Source organism: Corynebacterium sp. 212_CJEI (assembly GCF_001055915.1).
Taxonomy (GTDB): Bacteria; Actinomycetota; Actinomycetes; order Mycobacteriales; family Mycobacteriaceae; genus Corynebacterium; species Corynebacterium jeikeium_D.
Map to the genome: position 1 here is coordinate 41432 of NZ_JVPT01000051.1, position 19036 is coordinate 60467.

The following is a 19036-nucleotide window of genomic DNA, read 5'->3' on the forward strand; positions in this document are numbered from 1 at the left end:
GCGCTTCGCCAGCAGCCGGTTACTGTGCAGCAAACTACTTCTGGTGAAGCGTAAGCCCGCCCTAGACAACAGCGGCACCACCCTCATGGCCCAAAGCCCCATCACCCGGACCAAGGATGCAGCAAGCCCTCAAGCCGCCGATATAAGAACAAGGCCGAGCAGGTGCCCGTCGTAAAGCAAAGAAGGCACGAAAAAGCCCCAGCGAGGAAAACCTCGCCGGGGCGATTTCTCAAAGGGACGTGTAAGCCCTTAGCGGCCTAGCTTAGTTGCCAGCCAGCTTCTCGCGCAGAGCAGCGAGCTGCTCGTCGGAAGCCAGGGTGCCGCCTGCGTTGTCTGCAGCCGGTGCGGCCGGAGCAGCCGGGGCTGCCTCGCCGGACTCGGAGGAGTAGTTCGAAGCGGTCTCTGCAGCCTCGGCAGCTGCAGCGCGGTGACGCTCGATCTGGGCAGCGTGCAGCTGGTGGTGACGCTCTGCCTCTGCGTAGCGAGCCTCCCACTCTGCGCGCTGGGTCTCGAAGCCCTCCATCCACTCGTTGGTCTCCGGGTCGAAGCCCTCCGGGAAGATGTAGTTGCCCTGCTCGTCGTAGGAGTCGCCCATGCCGTACTTGGTCGGGTCGAACTCTTCGGTGAAGTCCTCGTCAGCCTGCTTGAGGGACAGGGAGATACGACGACGCTCGAGGTCGATGTCGATGACCTTGACCATGACCTGCTCGTCGACGGAGACGATCTGGTCCGGAACATCGATGTGGCGGGAAGCCAGCTCGGAGATGTGAACCAGGCCCTCGATGCCCTCCTCGACGCGGACGAACGCACCGAACGGAACCAGCTTGGTGACCTTGCCCGGAACAATCTGGCCGATTGCGTGAGTGCGGGCGAAGACGCGCCACGGATCTTCCTGAGTAGCCTTCAGGGACAGGGAAACGCGCTCGCGGTTCAGGTCGACCTCGAGAACCTCGACAGTGACCTCGTCGCCAACCTGGACAACCTCGGACGGGTGGTCGATGTGCTTCCAGGACAGCTCGGAAACGTGAACCAGGCCGTCAACACCGCCGAGATCGACGAATGCGCCGAAGTTGACGATGGAGGAAACGACACCCTTGCGGACCTGGCCCTTCTGCAGCTGGTGCAGGAACTCAGAGCGGACCTCAGACTGGGTCTGCTCGAGCCATGCACGGCGGGACAGAACGACGTTGTTGCGGTTCTTGTCGAGCTCGATGATCTTGGCCTCGATCTCCTGGCCGATGTACGGCTGGAGGTCGCGGACACGACGCATCTCGACGAGGGAAGCCGGCAGGAAGCCGCGCAGGCCGATGTCGAGGATCAGGCCGCCCTTGACGACCTCGATGACGGTACCGGTAACCGGCTCGTCGTTCTCCTTGAGCTGCTCGATGGTGCCCCAAGCACGCTCGTACTGAGCGCGCTTCTTGGACAGGATGAGGCGGCCTTCCTTGTCTTCCTTGGTCAGGACCAGCGCGTCGATCTCATCGCCAACTTCGACCACTTCGTCAGGGTCGACATCGTGCTTGATGGACAGTTCGCGGGAAGGAATGACACCTTCAGTCTTGTAGCCGATGTCGAGAAGAACCTCGTCGCGGTCAACCTTAACGACGGTGCCCTCAACGATGTCACCATCGTTGAAGTACTTCATCGTCGAGTCGACAGCGGCCAGGAAATCCTCAGCGGTGCCAATGTCGTTGATGGCAACCTGAGGGACGTTAGAAGTGGACATATAAGATGTGCTCCGAAGCGGATAGAAATCGAAAAACGGACAATTTCGGCCTTGCCCCTCAAAGAAACACCTGGACAACCGGGCCAAATCCGCTTTCGGCGAATCTCGCCATTGGCAATTAGTTAACCCGATGTCCCTGGAGCTCGAGGCTGCAAAGTCGGCACGCTAATGCATACCTAGCGAACAATACCGATTTGAGCTGCGACATTCAAGTCCGCAACACATCCGCGGCAAGCCCGCAACAAGTCCGCCGACCAGCACTACGGCCCGACCTTCGCACCACTAATGCGCAGCAGTATCCCAATTCACACCAGCACCGATAGAAACATCCAACGGCACCAACAATTCAGCCGCCGAGTCCATCTCCCGATGCAGCAGCTCCTTGATGGCCGCCTCTTCCCCATCTGCAACTTCAACAACCAATTCGTCATGAACCTGCAGGAGGACACGTGAGCGCAACCCGCCCCGTCGTAAAGCATCGTCGACCCGGAGCATTGCAATCTTAATAATGTCTGCCGCCGAGCCCTGGATCGGCGAGTTCAATGCCGCGCGTTCCGCGTTATCGCGAGCGATGCGGTTGTCGGCGTTGAGTTCCGGCAGGTAGCGACGACGATCGAACATCGTGGCCGTAAAGCCGTCCTTGCGCGCCCGCTCAACAACCTTGTGCAGATAATCGCGCACACCACCGAAGCGCTCGAAGTAGTCCTCCATGAGCTTCTTCGCCTCGCGCTGCGGAATGTCGAGCTGCTGAGCCAGACCAAAAGCGCTCAGACCATAAGCCAATCCGTAGCTCATCGCCTTTACACGACGACGCAGCTCAGGCGTAACCTCATCGATGCCGACGCCGAAGACCTTCGAGCCGACGTAGTTATGCAGGTCCTCGCCCTGGCGGTAGGCCTCAATCAGCCCCGGATCCTGCGATAGGTGCGCCATCACGCGCATCTCAATCTGCGAGTAGTCCGCGGTGATCAGCTGCTCATAGCCATCGCCGACCACGAACGCCTCACGAATCCGTCGCCCGAACTCCGTGCGCACCGGGATGTTCTGCAGATTCGGCTCCGTCGACGACAGACGCCCCGTCGCCGCGACCGCCTGATTAAAAGTCGTATGAATACGGCCATCATCAGCGACAGCCTTAATCAGCCCCTCCACGGTCGACTTCATCTTCTGCGACTCGCGGAACTTCAACAGGTAATCCAGGAACGGATGCGGGTTGACCTTCGCCAGCCCCTCAATTTCCTTCGCCGCCGTGGAATAGCCCGTCTTCGTCTTCTTTGTCTTGGGCATTCCCAGCTGGTCAAACAGGACCTCTTGCAACTGCTTCGGCGATCCGAGATTCAGCTCAGGCTTATCGACGAGGTTGCGAGCCTCACTCTCCGCCTCATCGGTAGCCGCCTGCGCCTGCTTTCGGAGCTCCTCGAGGGCATCAACATCCACAGCGATGCCAGCGCGTTCCATCCGGCCAAGCACTGGAGCAAGCGGAACTTCCAGGTCGGCGTACACACTGTAGAGCCCGGCCTCATCGAGTTCGACAGCCAGTCGCTCAGCCAGGTCGATAACGGCGGCGACATGGGAAGCGTCTTCGGCCGGGCCATCGAGCAGGGTCATCTGACCGTCGGCCTGCGAAAGAGTCTGCCCCAGGTGTCGCTGGACAACGTTGTCCAAGCTGTAACTGCGCTGACTTGGGCGCAGCAGGTACGCGGCCAAGAAAGTGTCGTGAACGACCCCTGCCAGTTCGAAGTCGTAATCCCACAGCGCATGCATGGCCGACTTACAGTCATGCACCAACTTCGGATGGTCGCCCGCGAGCCACTCGCGCAGTGTGTCGGCATCTTCAGTGGAAAGCCCGCCCAAGTCGAGAGAAACAGCCTGGCCGGAGGTCTTGCCCTTCTCATCTGCGGAGCCAATCATCAGGGTGTGCTCCCCGACCTGCAACGCGGCCGGCTCGTGCAGATTATCGAGCCAGGCAGCCAGGGCGCCGTCGTCAAGCGAAACAGCCTCGAGCTTTGTCGCACTGTCGCTGGTGGAGGCGGTGACGCCCGCGCCTTCGATGGAAAGGGTGCGGAATACGCGCTCGCGAAGGTTGTCGCCGAATTCGAGGCGGTCGAAGAAGTCGATGATTCCCTGGGCGTCGGCGGGACGGAGCTCGAGCTCGTTCGGACCGTATGGCAAGGGCAGGTCCTTGACCATTTCGGTGATGTCGCGGTTCAGCTGGACGTTTGCGACGCGCTCGCGGAAGTTATCGCCGACTTTGCCGCGGATTTCGTCAGCGTGGTCGATGAGGTTTGCCAGCGTGCCGTACTGAACGATCCACTTCGTCGCGGTCTTCTCGCCGACCCCCGGAATGCCCGGGAGGTTGTCGGAGGGGTCGCCGCGGAGAGCAGCGAAGTCCGGGTACTGAGTCGGCGTCAGACCGTACTTCTTCTCGATAGCAGCAGGCGTGAAGCGATGCAGCGTGGTGACGCCGCGCATTGGATAAAGCACCGTGGTGGTGTCGTTGACCAACTGGAACGAGTCACGGTCACCGGTGACGATGAGCGTTTCGAAGCCCTCAGGCTTGGCTTGGGTAGCCAAAGTCGCGATAATGTCGTCGGCCTCATAGTTGTCCTTTTCCAGCGTGACGATGCCCATCTCTTTCAGCACCTGCTGAATAAGCGGCACCTGACCACGGAATTCCTCAGGAGTCTTCTCACGCTGAGCCTTATACTCCGGGAAGATCTCGTTGCGGAAGGTCTCGCGGGCGACATCGAAGGCGACCGCCACGTGCGTGGGCGTTTCCTCGCTGAGGATATTGGACAGCATAGAAAGGAAGCCGTACACCGCGTTCGTTGTCTGACCACCGGTAGTTGAGAAATTATCCACCGGAAGGGCAAAGAACGCGCGGAAGGCCATGGAATGACCGTCGATAAGCATGAGGGTCTTCTTCATGACATCCCAGTGTAGGAAAATATTGAACAGCGTAGGAAAACTGAGATACGCGCTGAGGAATCGCGAGCTGCGGAGGATGAGCTGTTGGCCAGTCAGCTTCAGTGAACAATAATTACGGTAATCAGGCTGTATTTTGAAACGAGTTCAGCAGCCCCTTAGTCCACCTGAACAGTGATTCGCAAGAGTGAGCCTCTCGAGCGTCGCTTGGCACCTGGTTTCAGTTTCCGAAATGCTGTAATCCAACTTTAATATTCGCCTTATTTTCCTGGAGTTTTTCCATATTTTCCAGCGATTGGTCAACAACATGCACGGAACCTGCCCCAAATGAGGCACCTCGAAATTACCCCCTCTTTGAGGTGGCCGCGAAAACATATCGCCACGTCCTGCGCATGCCTCTGAAATCAATTGGCGTAGTTACGCTTTCATGGCTTTAGACTCTTCAGCATGAGTGAGTTCGATTCGACCGATTTCCAACGGAGCGCCCAGTCCACCCGCGAGCGCATCATCGCGGCTGCAGCTCGGCACTTCGCGCGCAAGCCTTTGCGAAGCGTGCCGCTGAAGGAAATTGCCAGCGATGCGGGCGTTAGCGCGCCGCTCATCATCAAGTACTTCGGCTCCAAAGAAGGTCTCATGGCCGAACTGATTGACTTCAGCCAGTTCAAAGGCACACTCAGCCGAGCTCCCTTCAATGAACTTGGCCAGCGGATGGCCAGCGCTATTTTGACTGGTCAAGGAATGGCCGGACAGTCCATGATTCCACTGATTGTCGGATCCCTCGACTCCGAGGAAACCGCAAAAGTCATTGCCGAGCGGTTCAATGAAGCTGTTGCAGATGACCTAATTCGCCGCGTCGAAGCGGACGGACCGGAAGACGTTAGCTACGACACTGCTGTGCACCGCAGCCAGATGGCTATTTCCCTCTGCGTCGGATACCTAGTTCTTTCCGACACCGGCCTAATCGATGAGGCCAACGCGCCGAGGATTTCGGTTGAGGCCCTGGGCAGCTGCCTGCAGCAAATCATCGAACACGGCTAAGAACCGAGCACGGCTAAGAAAGCAGCTCCACTGCCCACCGCCTACTGCCCCCCCCACTGCCACCGACTACTCCTGCGTAACTCACTGAATCAGCAGCGCCACCCCAGGCGCTGCTTTTTTGTTTTGTGTCTTTAATCGCACCCCGAAGCTACTAATACACACACGGAAATACGCTTCTTCTCAGGTGGAAGACATACAATGGCCTGCGATGTCTACTGAAAATACGAGCGCTCCTGGCGCAGAGTCGACCACGCTGCCGACCACGAGCCCCTACTCTGAAATCCCGAAGCCGACCCCGCTGGGTGTCATCGCCAACGCAGTTCGCGGTGGCCTCATTGGTCTCGCCGAGACGATTCCGGGGGTCTCCGGCGGCACCCTTGCGCTGATCACGGGCATCTACGGACGCCTGATTGAATCGGCAAAGCGCATCACCGACCTGCCGCGGGCAACTTCGAAGGGCACCTTCAAGGAGGACCTTCGCAGAATCGACTGGTGGCTGCTCATCCCGGTGGCTATCGGCATGGTTGCCGTGGTCTTCTCCATGGCAGGCATCATGGAGAACTTCGTCACCAACCAACCAGTCGCTTCCCGAGCACTGTTCATGGGCATGATCGCCGCCTCGATCACCATGCCGCTGAACGAGCTACAGCCAGGCGCTCTGCGTCAGCCGGGCATGCGCGGCAAGGCCATCGCAGTCTTCCTGTTCTTCAGCATCGCCCTGTTCGCGCTGACCTCCCTCCCCCAGGCCGCACCGACGCAGCCGCCTCTCTGGCTCGTACTCATCGCCGCCTCGATTGCCGTGTGCGCACTGGTTCTGCCGGGCGTTTCGGGCTCTTTCTTCCTGCTGGTCATCGGACTCTACGCACCGACCATGGGCGCAATTCACGACCGTGACTTCGCCTACATCGGCACGTTCTTCGTCGGCGCGCTGATTGGCATCGTCCTGTTCATCCGCCTCCTCGAATGGCTGCTGAGTACGCACCAGGCGCTCACGTTGGTCGCCATGTCCGGCCTCATGCTCGGTTCACTGCGCGCTCTCTGGCCGTGGCAGACCGAAAACAACGAGCTCCAGGGCATCGGCTCCGACTGGGGACTCGCCCTCGGACTGTTCATTCTCGGCGCCGCAATCGTCAGCGTCGTCGCTTATGCGCAGCGCCGTTTTTCTAATTCGGGGTCGATGGACTAAACTAGTCAAAGTCGCTTCGATAGAGCATTTTCGCTTATCGACGGCTTTGCGCCCCTGTAGCCCAATTGGCAGAGGCAACGGATTCAAAACCCGTCCAGTGTGAGTTCGAGTCTCACCGGGGGCACGATTTTAAAACCCGCTTTCACCTGGCTTTTAGCCTGGTGGGAGCGGGTTTTACTTGTCTGAGTATTCACTATCTTTCACTCTTTTTCACGCACTTTCACGTACTTTCACGGGTATTTTGCGCCAAAAATGAGCCAAAAAAGAGCCACTTATTGCACGTTGAATCCTGCGTTAACTCCTGGGTGAATCTGTTTTTGGGCATAAGAAAACCCCGCCACTATCGATTGAGTGAACGGGGCAGTGCCATGGCGGGGACTCGCACCCCGCGAATGTGGCTACTCCATGGCTTTTGAGTCCGATGATTTCAACAGGCGAGCATACGCTCTGAAAACTTCTTCATCGCCATCGGAGTACTCGGAAATCCCGCTCAACAAAGCTTGCCGCTGCTCTTCTGTGATGGAGACTCGAAACTCAGCGATGTCTTCTGCAAGATAGGTGCTGCGACTGCGTAGCGGCGCAGTGTCGCGGTTACTTCTGATTTGCCGCCGCGGTCGCCGATGCGGGCGCGGTTGATAAACGGCACGAATTGTACCGCGCCGAAGTTGTGCTGCAGACACTCGCTCAACTGCCCGGTCACGCATTAAAACTGCCGAGACGGTTTCCGCTTCACCAGCAGCCGTTCAGTGTGCAGCAAATGCATTCTGGTGAAGCGGAAGCCGTTCTTTTGCAGCAGGCATCCAACTGGACTCTGGCCAATTGGCGTCATCAACAAACGAAGCCCGCTGCTACAGGTTATCCACCGCGTACTGAGCTTCCTCCGGAGTAAACTGCTCGCCGTATTCCGACGTCAGCTGCTCGTAAACCGCATCCGGGGACATCGCCATCGAATCCTGGTAGATTCTCGCCTTTTCCAGTGCGTTCTTATTCCAGTCCGCATCGAGATTGTCCATTGCATACTGGGCTGCCTCCGGTGAGAACTTCTCGCCGTACTCCGAGGTCAGCTGATCATAAATACCGGCCTTCGACATGTGCATGCGATTCGCGTAAATCTCTGCCTTGCGGAGAGCATTCTTGTATTCGGTCGGGACCTTCTCATCCTGCTTTTGCTGCTCCCCCGTCTGACCTTGCTGCTCATCTACACCTGCCTCGGAAGACTCAGCGAAATCGGCATTCTCAACAGTCCCAGAATCAGCCGCAACGGCAGTCTCCGAACCAAAGAGAGATGCAGCTTCAGAATCGGAACCCGACTCAGTGTCACCGCCACCAGTCAAGCTGGCCGCCACAGCGAGGACCACGACAGCGCCCGCGGCAATACCACCCCATTTGAAGCAGCCACCCTTCTTCTTTTCTTTCGGAGCCGGAGGCATCTGCCCCGCTGCCGACGGACCCTGCGGGTAGGGCTGCTGGCCGAGCGGATCCTGCGGGCTGTGCTGGTAGGACTGCTGCCCCAGCGAATCCTGCGGATTCTGGGAGCCATACGGATTCTGGGAGCCATACGGGTTCTGTGGACTCTGCGGGTTCTGGGGGAAAGTGGAATCGGACATCGTAAGAAGCCTCCTGCGTAGAAGTTGCAATAAACGAACAGCTCTCTGTCGTCAGTTGGAACTATCCCAGGAACTCCGGATTCAACTTTCCGCACTACACAAATATTTTCGATTCGCGAACCATAAGGCACCACTGAAGGTAAGAAAAAACCAGGCCTCTACCCCATAGAACAGGGCTTGGAACTGGTTAATCTCTTTAAAAACTAACCTTCAACCCCGGCCAGCGCTTACTCAATATCGGCAAATAATATCGCCAACATTTTCCAAACCAATAGAAGGCCAAAAGCGGCCAAGGCATGGAGCCCCTCCAACGACAGCCGCCCATATGGAACCCGACAGCACATAGACACCCCACCGAAGGCACTTCCTAACAAAGATGCTTCCGAGCAAGCTCGATGCACACCTTCATCACAAACGACGCAGCTGAGTAGCCCTTAACACAAACGATGCCATGGCAGGACTCGTCGAACTCGGCAAAAGCCGGGGTTCCGGCATCACGCCCGCGGCCGCCAGCCCCACGACACTTCCCAAATCCCCGCTCCCCCAACCGCAAAGATTTTATTTTCCACCCCACTGTCCATATAATGAGATACCAATCCCGTATAGCAAGACTGGTTTAGTTTTTACGCACACCACTACGTATCACCTGCCAAGCTTTGCTCCCGGCTTTACGCACTGCCCACCAGCAGCTCACGCCGCGGTCGAGTTTTCTCAAAGTACAAAGTACTCAGTACTCAACACGTTTTGGACTGTCATCATGCCTGCTGCGAATTCCCCCTCTAGCTCCTCCGCCCACACTGCGAACGCGAACTCCGCTAAGACGCCACTTCACGCAGTACCGGAGGACACCGCCCCCACAGATCCGTCGACCATCACCGATGCGGAAATCTTTGAGGCACACCGAGGCGGCAAGCTCCGCTCCCACTCCACCATGAAGCTCGAGACAATTCGCGACCTCTCCATCGGCTACACCCCAGGTGTCGCTCGCGTCTGTGAGGCCATCCACGAAGATCCGGCTCTGGCCCGCACCTACACCTGGACCGGCCAGAACGTCGCAGTGGTTTCCGACGGCACCGCCGTGCTTGGCCTTGGCGACATCGGGCCCAAGGCCGCGCTACCGGTGATGGAAGGAAAAGCCCAGCTCTTCGAGCAGTTCGCCGGCATCTCCGCTGTGCCAATCGTCCTGGATACCCTCAATACAGAGGAAATCATCCAGACGGTCAAGGCGCTGGCGCCGTCGTTTGGCGGAGTGAACCTCGAAGACATCTCCGCGCCTCGCTGCTTCGAGATCGAGCAGCGTCTCGACCAAGAGCTCGACATCCCCATCTTCCACGACGACCAGCACGGCACCGCCATCGTCATCGCCGCCGGCCTGATCAACGCCTGCAAGCTGACAGGTCGCAGCTTCCAGGATCTCCGCGTGGTCATCTCCGGCGCTGGTGCCGCTGGTGTCGCTGCGACGAAGATGCTGCTGTCCGCTGGCATGTCCGACATCGTCGTCGTCGATTCGCGCGGCATCATCCACCCAGACCGCGAGCCACTGAGCGACATCAAGCAGTGGGTCGCCGGCATGACTAACCCGCGCGGTATCACCGGCTCGATCAACGATGCGCTTGTCGACGCTAACGTGTTCATCGGCGTCTCTGCCGGCCGTATCGGCGAGGATGCGATTAGCCAGATGGCCGCTGACCCGATTCTGTTCTCGCTGGCCAACCCGATTCCGGAGATTCCGATGGAAGTCGCCCGCAAGTACGGAGCCGTCGTGGCCACTGGCCGCTCGGATCATCCGAACCAGATTAATAATGTGCTGGCCTTCCCGGGTCTGTTCCGTGGCGCACTGGAGGCGGGTGCCAAACGGATCACCGAGGCCATGAAGCTGGCTGCTACTCAGGCCATTGCAAATGTTGGCGTAGAAGACCTGAGTGCCGACCGCATTATCCCGTCGGCGCTGGATTCGCGCGTCATGCCGGCCGTGGCGAAGGCTGTCCGCGATGCTGCGCTGAGCGACCCGGCCTCCGGCGCGGTCGGCCCGCTCGACGTCACTGGCAATGGCTTTGCTGCAGCTGAAGCGAACTAGAAAACCGGCGCTGACTATTCCCCGGGAAGTCTGAAAAGTGTGCGGTTTTCCTGCAGCAGCCTAAGACGCAGCTGAATAGGGGTACCGAATTTAAGGTATTCCTGTGCCTAGGTAACATATTCAGATATGAAAAGACCCATCGCATTGGCGGCTGCCACGCTGACTGCGACCTTGTTCTTAGGGCTTACAGGCTGCGTCACCAATGACGAAAGCGGTAACCCCGAGGGCTGGTCAGAGATCAAACCGGCAGCGGTCCCCGAACTGGCGAAACAGGTCCCAGCAGATCTTCGTAAGCGCGGAGTATTGCGCATCGGCACCAACCCAACATTCGCCCCGGCAGAGTTTAAGGATTCCGCCGGTTCCATCATCGGCTTCGACATCGATCTCATCCGAGCCATGGCCAGTGTCTTGGACATGAAGATTGAAATCCAAGAACAGGATTTCGCACTGATTCTTCCGGCCCTGTCGGCCGGCGCAGTTGATGTTGGCGCTTCCGGCTTCACCTCAAATGAGGAGCGCCGCAAGACCTACGACTTCGTCGACTACCTGGATACCGGCCTGCAGTGGGCACGTCGCCCGGGCAGCGACGCCAGCTCCGACAACTACTGTGGCAAAACTGTTGCCGTTCAGCGCAATACCGTCGCTGACATGGAGGACCTGCCGGTAAAGAATCAGGATTGTCTGAATCGCGGTTTGCCACCAATTAACAAGTTGGCCTACCAGGATGCTGGTACCGCAGCTACCACCGTGGTGCTGGGGCGTGCTGACGCGCTGGCAGCTGACTCACCAGTCAGTGCCTACGCGGTCAATCGTTCTGAGGGCAAACTCGAACTTGCCGGAGATATCTACGATGGTGCCCCGTTCGGCTTCGCTATTCCGAAGGATTCAGAACTCGGCCCAGTACTCCAGCAGGCGCTGCAGTACCTCATCGACAACGGCCAGTACAAGCAAATCCTGACCACATGGGGTTTGGAAGACGGTGCTTTGGAACGCGCCACTATTAACGGAGAGGAACTTTAAGTGAGCGACTCATCTGCGTCTGGCGCCCGCTACGAGGCCACACAGGCGGAACTCAACGAAGAAATTAAGGCCAAACCGCTGCCGCACCCGGGTCGCTGGATCACCGCAGCAGTGCTGCTTGTGCTCTTCCTGTGGTTCATCATCGGTGCCGCCCGCAACGAGGCCTACCACTGGGATGTTTACTTCCAGTACCTGTTCGACACACGAATCGCCGCTGCCGCTGGCTGGACCATTGCACTGACGGTCTTGGCCATGCTCATCGGTATCGTCGGCGGTGCTATCGTCGCCGTACTCCGCATGTCGGACAACCCCGTGCTGTCCACTGTTGCTTGGTTCTACCTGTGGGTTTTCCGAGGAACTCCGGTCTACGTGCAGCTGGTCTTTTGGGGCCTCCTCGGCACTATCTACTCGACGATTGACCTGGGCGTTGCCGAGGTTGATCTCAGCACCGTCCTGTCCAATACCTTTGTGTTGGCGTTCGTCGGTCTCGGCTTGAATGAGTCCGCATACATGGCTGAAATTGTCCGTGCCGGCATCCAGGCTGTCCCGGAGGGCCAGACCGAAGCATCGAAGGCACTGGGTATGAGCTGGTGGCAGACTGTCCGCCGCGCCATCTTGCCACAGGCTATGCGCATCATCATCCCGCCGACGGGCAACGAGTTCATCTCCCTGCTGAAGACCACTTCGCTGGTCATCGCAGTGCCGTTCTCGCTGGAACTCTACGGCCGCTCCACGGACATCGCCAATGCGCTGTTCCTGCCGGTGCCGATGCTGCTTGTCGCCGCCACCTGGTACTTGGTCATCACATCAATTCTGATGGTCGGACAGTTCTACCTTGAGCGCTACTTCGCCCGCGGCGCTACCCGTCAGCTCACCGCCCGCCAGCTGGCCGCGCTTGCCGACGCCGAAGGTGTGCCGCTTGCAAATGCTCGCGTTGTCGATAAGGACGAAGAGCACTTCTACCGAGAGGATCCGCAGTAAATGACTACCAAAGATTTGATGGTTGAGGCGCAAAAGGTTCGGAAGAACTTCGGCCGTCTCGAGGTCCTCAAGGGCATCGACCTGGAAGTTCCACGCGGTACGGTTACCTGCCTCATTGGTCCTTCGGGCTCCGGTAAGTCCACGCTGCTGCGCTGTATCAACCACCTGGAGAAGGTCAATGCCGGCCGTCTCTACGTCGATGGTTCCCTGATTGGCTACCGCGAAAAGAACGGCAGCCTCTACGAGATTTCCGCCGCAGAAGCTGCCCGTCAGCGTCGCGATATCGGTATGGTTTTCCAGAACTTCAATCTGTTCCCGCACCGCACGGTGCTGGGAAATATCACCGAGGCACCGGTGCTGGTAAAGGGTGTCTCTCAGGAGCAGGCTGAAAAGCGTGCCATGGAGCTGCTGGAGACTGTTGGTCTGGCGCACAAGGCCGATGCCTACCCTGTTCAGCTCTCGGGCGGTCAGCAACAGCGTGTTGCCATTGCTCGAGCCCTGGCCATGGAGCCGAAGCTAATGCTCTTCGATGAGCCGACTTCCGCTCTTGACCCCGAGCTCGTCGGTGAGGTTCTCAACGTCATGCGTGGTCTGGCCGATAAGGGCATGACCATGGTCGTCGTGACGCACGAGATGGGCTTTGCCCGTGAAGTCGCCGACCAGGTCGTGTTTATGGCTGACGGCGTGGTCGTGGAAAAGGGCACCCCGGATGAGGTGCTGGGTAATCCGCAGCACGAGCGCACCCGCAACTTCCTGTCTTCGCTGTTGAAGTAACAGCAAGCCTAAGCGCCAAAAGTTGCGGAGATTCCGCGAAACATAGTGACTGCCGCGCCGGTAGTCGCCAGAATGACCGCGAGCTTTCGGGCTTGCACAATGGGCACTCGTCGGGAAACGCGAGTGCCCAAAAATATACCCACAATCATGGCAACCAAACACAGCGGCCAGAGGATAACCGGTGTGGTGGCGAAGACAGATACGTCACCGCTGATTTCCTTGAACAGCAAGGACAACGCGCCGGAAACAAAGAAGAGCGGTTGCAGGGTGGCTGCAAATGTCTGCGCTGGCCAACGGGAAGCCTGTGCGTAAACGGTAATGGCTGGGCCCGCAATGCCGGCCAGGGTATTCATAAAACCGCCGGCCACGCCTGAGGCAACGGCGTATTGTGGGCCGTCGACACGCATGCGCTGAGGCATAAAGGATGTCACTAGCAGCGCGAGTAGCACGAGCCCGCCGACCAGAACCTGGAGTGGCCCGCTGGGCGTGTTGTGAACCACCCAGGCGCCTGGCAGCGCACCTAAGGCCATCACCGGGCCAATCAGCCAGAACTTCTTCCAATCGACGTTCTCTCGCACCGAGATGGTCTGCATGATCGCATTGACCGATGCGAGCACGTTAATAATCAAAATTCCTGCTACGGGACCTGCAACCAGTGAGAGGACCGGACCTCCCAACAGTCCGAGTCCCATACCGGCTATTCGCTGCATCAGAGCCCCGATGAAAATCGTTGCCACGATAAAGACAAAAGCCCACACTGATAACTCCATAGGAGGGAGTTTACAGCGTGGGCTTTTTGGCTTTTCGACGGGCGGGGTCGCCGAGGATCCGTCGTAAAGCGGAAACGTTAGCAGACTAGATGACGCCCTGAGCCAGCATTGCGTTAGCGACCTTCTTGAAGCCTGCGATGTTGGCACCGAGCACGTAGTTACCCTCGTGATCGTACTCAGCGGCGGTGGTTTCGCAGTTCTTGAAGATGTTGGTCATGATGCGCTTCAGGCGCTCATCGGTGTAGGAGAAGGACCAGGAATCGCGGGTAGCGTTCTGCTGCATCTCCAGAGCGGAGGTAGCAACACCACCGGCATTGGCAGCCTTGCCCGGCGCAAAGTGGACACCGTTGGCCTTGAAGACCTCGATAGCCTCCGGGGTGGACGGCATGTTTGCGCCCTCAGCAACGAAGCGGCAGCCGTTGTCGACCAGCAGCTTGGCGGACTCGCCATTGAGCTCATTCTGAGTTGCACACGGCAGTGCGACATCAGCCTTGAGCTCCCAGATGTTGCCACCCTCGTGGAACTCAGCGCCCTCAGCCTCAGCGACGTACTCGGAGACGCGAGCACGACGAACTTCCTTGATTTCCTTCAGCAGCTCGACGTCGACACCGTTCGGGGTGGAGACGTAACCGGAAGAGTCAGAGAAACCGACGACGGTAGCGCCGAGCTCCTGAGCCTTCTTAATGGCGTAGATGGCGACGTTACCGGAACCGGAAACGATGACCTTGGCACCGTTGATGTCAGCACCGTTGGCCTTCATCATCTCTTCAGTGAAGTAGACACAGCCGTAACCGGTGGCCTCGGTACGAACCAGGGAACCGCCCCAGGTCAGGCCCTTACCGGTGAGAACGCCGGACTCGTGCTGGTTGGCCATACGGCGGTACTGACCGAACAGGTAGCCAATCTCGCGGCCGCCGACGCCGATGTCACCGGCCGGGACGTCACGGTACTCACCGATGTGGCGGTGCAGCTCAGTCATGAACGACTGGCAGAAGCGCATGATTTCTAGCTCGGACTTGCCCTTCGGATCAAAGTCGGAGCCACCCTTGCCGCCACCGATCGGCAGGCCGGTCAGGGAGTTCTTGAAGATCTGCTCGAAGCCCAGGAACTTAATGATGCCGAGGTTCACGCTCGGGTGGAAGCGCAGACCACCCTTGTACGGGCCCAGCACAGAGTTGAATTGAACACGGAAGCCACGGTTGACCTGGACCTTCCCCTGGTCATCGACCCACGGCACGCGGAAAATGATCTGACGCTCCGGCTCACACAGACGCTGAACCAAGCCGTAGTCACCGTAGTGTGGGTCCTTTTCCAGGACGACCTTCAGCGACTCCAGAACTTCTGCCACTGCCTGGTGGAACTCCGGCTCACCGGCGTTTCGGGTGAGAATCTGGTCATAGAGTCCCGAAACCTTCTGCTCGATATTCAAAATAAACCTCTCTGCGAAACCATTATGGCGCCCACGAAGAACAAACCGTCAGCGGTTGTAAACCACTTTCCGGTTGCCGTAACTCGGTGGCACAGGTTGTGTGCACAAGGACTGGGCAACTGTAGATATTGAAGCGGACATAATTATACAACGGCATATTGCTGGGAAAACTCGTAGCGATTTGCGCTACACCCGTTGGCCAAGCCAATCACTGACTCTGTGGAGGCTTACACTTTTCACGAATTAGGTAGGATATTACCTAAATACGGCAACATTCCAGGGATACGTCGCAACAGATTCGAGCATTTCGTCGAACTCACGCAGCACTGGGTCCGGGGGCAATTCTGCACGCGGAGTCAGTAGCTCAGAGAGGTCCATAGCGAGTTCATTGAGAGAACCGCCGTGCTGATCGAAGCTCAAGAGATAACGGAATACCTTCCTATCCCCCAACGGCTCCTTCGGGTTCTCACGCTCCCACTGCTCCACCAACTGCGCGTCAGTGTCCGCCGACGCCACCGAAACATCCACGTCACTAATTCGCCCGGCGCGGTCAAACTCACTCAACTTGGTACGAAATGCCTCGGCCAGCGCCTCCGATTCGGTCGGCTTCACCAGGCAGTGAAAAACAATCTTCGACATAACTTCACAGGCTAAGCCACGCGAGACGGCCAGACAATAGCTAACCGTCGTCAAGCCCTGTCCCCCTACATTGGCGCGCCGACCGCCAGCAAAGACGTAGTGTTGGACTTATGCAGGCTTTCAGCAATCCCCTCATCACGCTTGCCGACGGCACGGTGAAGCAAGTCAATCCTTTTTCCGGTACCCAGGTGTGGACAGTCCCAGGTCGTGGCAATCGGCCGTTGGGAATTAAGCACACGGATCCGCAGCCATTGAGCGAGGAGGATTTTGGATCCCGCGACTCCTTTGGCTGGAACAACCTGCTGCAAACCCCGCCGGAGAAGGCCCGCGTTGTCCTCGACGAATCGGTATTCGGCGGCTACAGCACGGTGACCGGAGTACTGCCCGACCAGCTCTTCGACACCACCGCGGAGTTCCGCCGCGTGCCCAACCTGTTCGAGATCGTCTCCTATGACTATTGGTCGGAAAACTATGGCTTCGAGCCCGACCGCGAAACTCAGCAACGTATGGAGGCCTACCTCGATGACCCGAAGGGCCGCGAGCACGTGCTCAATATCATTCGCACGCGCTACCGCGCCGCTGGACGCAGTGAAGAGGAAATCAGCGCGCTTTCCGACGAGGAATTGCTGCGCCGCGCCCCAAGCTATTTCGCCGGCGGCCACGATGTGATTGTTGCCCGTCGCCACTTTGTCGACGGCGCTACCCACGATAATCAGCTGGCTTCTTCTGGCACATTGAGTGTTGCCGAGCACCGCGCACTTATTGCGTTTACCGTCGAGTCGATTGCTGACCTGTACCGACGTAACCGCTACGTGCGTTATGTGGCCGCTTTCCAAAACTGGCTAAAACCGGCAGGCGCAAGCTTCGATCACTTGCACAAGCAGCTTGTGGCCATCGATGAGCACGGCGAGCAGCTCAAGCGCGAAGTGCAGGCGGTGCGCAAGAACCCGAATATCTACAACGAATACGCGGTGGACTATGCGGCCCGCCACAACCTGGTTATTGCGGAAAACGAGCACGCGGTGGCTTTCGCAGGATTCGGACACCGGTACCCGACGCTGGAGATCTTCTCGAAGTCAGATGTCTGCGAACCGTGGCTGCAAACCCGGGCTGAGATCGACGCAATGTCGGACCTGATTCACGCATGTCATGCAGCTGCCGGCCCCACTATTCCGTGTAACGAGGAATGGCACCACCGCCCTGTCGATTTGGATGCCCGCATGCCGTGGCGCGTAATGATTAAGTGGCGCACCTCGAACTTGGCCGGCTTTGAGGGTGGCACCAAGATTTATCTGAACACCATCTCCCCATGGGATTTGCGCGACCGCGTTGTCCCGGAGATGTACCGTTTACGGGAGACCGGAAAGATCTCGGACAGCATCCACATTGCGACCGAGTGCCAGTGCCAGCCAAACTCGCTGAAGTACAACCCGCTCGTCGAAGACGGGTCGCGACTGTAGTTCTCTGGCACAGAGTAGAGAGAAGTTAGGAGTCTTAATCCAGGTGAGCAACAATGAAGCACGACTGAGCCGCATTCGCGACCTCATCGCCACTCATCGAGTGCCATTGGACAGGCAGTGGGAAATCTACCGTTACCTGCACCAGCACCCGGAGCTATCTCAGGCGGAGGAGAAAACTGCCGCGTATCTGGCCGGTGCTCTTCGCGACATGGGCACTTACACGGTGTATGAGGGAATCGGTGGTCACGGCCTCGTTGGTGTCATGGAAAATGGCCCCGGCCCTACCGTGCTGTTCCGCGCTGATATCGATGCGCTTCCGGTGTTCGAGGAAACCGGTGTGGACTTCGCTTCCTCTGCCACCGGTACCGCCCGCGATGGTTCTGCCACCGCCGTCATGCACGCCTGTGGCCATGACATGCACATGACGGCCGGTCTTGGTCTGGCTAGCCTGATGGCAGCAACTAAGTCTGAGTGGTCGGGTACTTTCATTGCCCTGTTCCAGCCCGCCGAGGAACTGGCCTGTGGTGCACAGGCCATGATTGACGACGGCCTGGCAGACCTCATCCCCACCCCAGATGTGTGCTTCGGCCAGCACATTGTTCCCGGCCCCGCAGGTCAGGTAATGACTATGCCCGGCCCGGCACTTGCTGGCTGTGACACCATTAGCATCACGCTGACAGGTCGCTCCGCACATGGATCTATGCCGCACAACGCCATTGACCCGACGTACTTGGCTGCCGCAATCGTTCTGCGCTTGCAAGGAATTGTGGGGCGCGAGATTCCTCCCCACGAGTTTGGTGTTTTGTCCGTCGGCACGCTGCAGTCCGGCAATTCGAATAACACAATCCCCGGTCAGGCCAAGATTGTGCTGAATATTCGCTACTACTCCAACGATGTGCGCGCGAAGCTCATTGCGGGCATTGAGCGCGTTGTTCGTGGCGAATGCCTGGCTTCCGGCACTGAGGTTGAGCCTGTGATTGAGTACTCCGATCACGGCGAAGTCACTGACAATGATCCGGAGGCGTTTGCCACGATTCGCCCGGTCATGGACGCTGTGCTCGGCGACGATTCCACCGACGCTGTGCCGTGGACCGCATCGGAGGACTTCTCAGACCTGCCGCGTGGACTGAACTGCCCATATGTCTACTGGACCGTTGGCGCCACACCTCGGGATACGTGGGAAGCCGCCGTTGCTGCCGACCGCGTGGTCGAAGACGTACCGTCGAACCACATGCCGACATTCCTCCCGGATTTCAAGCCGACGGCTACCTCCGCGACTTCTGCCGCCGCTGCCGCCGTGCTGTCCTACTTGGCAAAGTAAGGGCTGTGTGCCGGCCGCTTGCCACCGCGCACCGCGCCAAAAAAGACAGCTCAGTTTTCGGGTTGTCAGTTTTGCTACTTAAC

15 protein-coding genes and 1 tRNA gene are annotated in these 19036 nt (G+C 58.4%); 9 read left to right on the plus strand and 7 right to left on the minus strand.

What is annotated here, in order from left to right; all coding sequences use genetic code 11:
• Positions 1-262: 262 nt before the first annotated feature.
• Both rpsA and polA read right to left on the minus strand, forming a co-directional pair.
• The gene (gene rpsA / locus ADB02_RS05780) at positions 263-1726 is read right to left on the minus strand and encodes a 30S ribosomal protein S1 (protein WP_005510285.1); all 1464 of its coding nucleotides are present in this window, start codon (positions 1724-1726) and stop codon (positions 263-265) included.
• A 282-nt stretch (positions 1727-2008) separates the two neighbouring features.
• Positions 2009-4639, minus strand: a complete 2631-nt coding sequence (polA, locus tag ADB02_RS05785) for a DNA polymerase I (RefSeq protein WP_049190008.1) — start codon at positions 4637-4639, stop codon at positions 2009-2011.
• A gap of 459 nt (positions 4640-5098) precedes the next feature.
• On the opposite strand from polA, the gene ADB02_RS05790 reads away from it, so the two are divergent.
• The 3 genes from ADB02_RS05790 to ADB02_RS05800 all read left to right on the plus strand — a co-directional run bounded on the left by ADB02_RS05790 (position 5099) and on the right by ADB02_RS05800 (position 6999).
• Positions 5099-5689, plus strand: a complete 591-nt coding sequence (locus ADB02_RS05790) for a TetR/AcrR family transcriptional regulator (RefSeq protein ID WP_049190009.1) — start codon at positions 5099-5101, stop codon at positions 5687-5689.
• A 208-nt stretch (positions 5690-5897) separates the two neighbouring features.
• A complete protein-coding gene (locus tag ADB02_RS05795; protein ID WP_049190011.1) occupies positions 5898-6875 on the plus strand; it encodes a DUF368 domain-containing protein in 978 nt (325 codons plus the stop codon).
• Between the two features lie 50 nt (positions 6876-6925).
• Positions 6926-6999: transfer RNA gene (locus ADB02_RS05800), tRNA-Leu, on the plus strand.
• Between the two features lie 366 nt (positions 7000-7365).
• Here ADB02_RS05800 and ADB02_RS05805 read toward each other — a convergent pair.
• Both ADB02_RS05805 and ADB02_RS05810 read right to left on the minus strand, forming a co-directional pair.
• Complete coding sequence (locus ADB02_RS05805; protein ID WP_049190013.1) at positions 7366-7575, minus strand: hypothetical protein; 210 nt, start codon at positions 7573-7575, stop codon at positions 7366-7368.
• A 148-nt stretch (positions 7576-7723) separates the two neighbouring features.
• A complete protein-coding gene (locus tag ADB02_RS05810; RefSeq protein ID WP_080969583.1) occupies positions 7724-8482 on the minus strand; it encodes an Ltp family lipoprotein in 759 nt (252 codons plus the stop codon).
• 757 nt (positions 8483-9239) lie between these two features.
• Between ADB02_RS05810 and ADB02_RS05815 the strand changes: the two genes are divergently transcribed.
• The 4 genes from ADB02_RS05815 (at position 9240) to ehuA (ending at position 13334) form a co-directional block, all read left to right on the plus strand.
• Positions 9240-10559 carry an NAD(P)-dependent malic enzyme gene (locus ADB02_RS05815; protein WP_049190014.1) on the plus strand — a complete coding sequence of 440 codons (1320 nt, stop codon included), beginning with the start codon at positions 9240-9242 and terminating at the stop codon, positions 10557-10559.
• 126 nt (positions 10560-10685) lie between these two features.
• Positions 10686-11579: an ABC transporter substrate-binding protein gene (locus tag ADB02_RS05820; protein WP_049190016.1), complete on the plus strand. Its 894-nt coding sequence runs from the start codon at positions 10686-10688 to the stop codon at positions 11577-11579.
• A 63-nt stretch (positions 11580-11642) separates the two neighbouring features.
• Positions 11643-12560 carry an amino acid ABC transporter permease gene (locus ADB02_RS05825; RefSeq protein WP_370550222.1) on the plus strand — a complete coding sequence of 306 codons (918 nt, stop codon included), beginning with the start codon at positions 11643-11645 and terminating at the stop codon, positions 12558-12560.
• Entirely contained in the window at positions 12561-13334 is a 774-nt protein-coding gene (ehuA, locus tag ADB02_RS05830) for an ectoine/hydroxyectoine ABC transporter ATP-binding protein EhuA (protein WP_016422932.1), read from the plus strand.
• Between the two features lie 8 nt (positions 13335-13342).
• Here ehuA and ADB02_RS05835 read toward each other — a convergent pair whose 3' ends face one another.
• The 3 genes from ADB02_RS05835 to ADB02_RS05845 all read right to left on the minus strand — a co-directional run bounded on the left by ADB02_RS05835 (position 13343) and on the right by ADB02_RS05845 (position 16172).
• Positions 13343-14104: a sulfite exporter TauE/SafE family protein gene (locus ADB02_RS05835; RefSeq protein WP_042388756.1), complete on the minus strand. Its 762-nt coding sequence runs from the start codon at positions 14102-14104 to the stop codon at positions 13343-13345.
• An 85-nt stretch (positions 14105-14189) separates the two neighbouring features.
• Positions 14190-15533: an NADP-specific glutamate dehydrogenase gene (gdhA, locus tag ADB02_RS05840; protein ID WP_016422934.1), complete on the minus strand. Its 1344-nt coding sequence runs from the start codon at positions 15531-15533 to the stop codon at positions 14190-14192.
• A 255-nt stretch (positions 15534-15788) separates the two neighbouring features.
• Positions 15789-16172 carry a hypothetical protein gene (locus tag ADB02_RS05845; protein ID WP_042388759.1) on the minus strand — a complete coding sequence of 128 codons (384 nt, stop codon included), beginning with the start codon at positions 16170-16172 and terminating at the stop codon, positions 15789-15791.
• Between the two features lie 110 nt (positions 16173-16282).
• Here ADB02_RS05845 and ADB02_RS05850 point away from each other — a divergent pair, with 110 nt between their 5' ends.
• Together ADB02_RS05850 and ADB02_RS05855 are read left to right on the plus strand one after the other, a co-directional pair.
• Positions 16283-17632 carry a DUF4921 family protein gene (locus ADB02_RS05850; protein ID WP_016422936.1) on the plus strand — a complete coding sequence of 450 codons (1350 nt, stop codon included), beginning with the start codon at positions 16283-16285 and terminating at the stop codon, positions 17630-17632.
• 43 nt (positions 17633-17675) lie between these two features.
• Positions 17676-18953, plus strand: a complete 1278-nt coding sequence (locus ADB02_RS05855; protein WP_049190019.1) for an amidohydrolase — start codon at positions 17676-17678, stop codon at positions 18951-18953.
• The last annotated feature ends 83 nt before the right edge of the window (positions 18954-19036 follow it).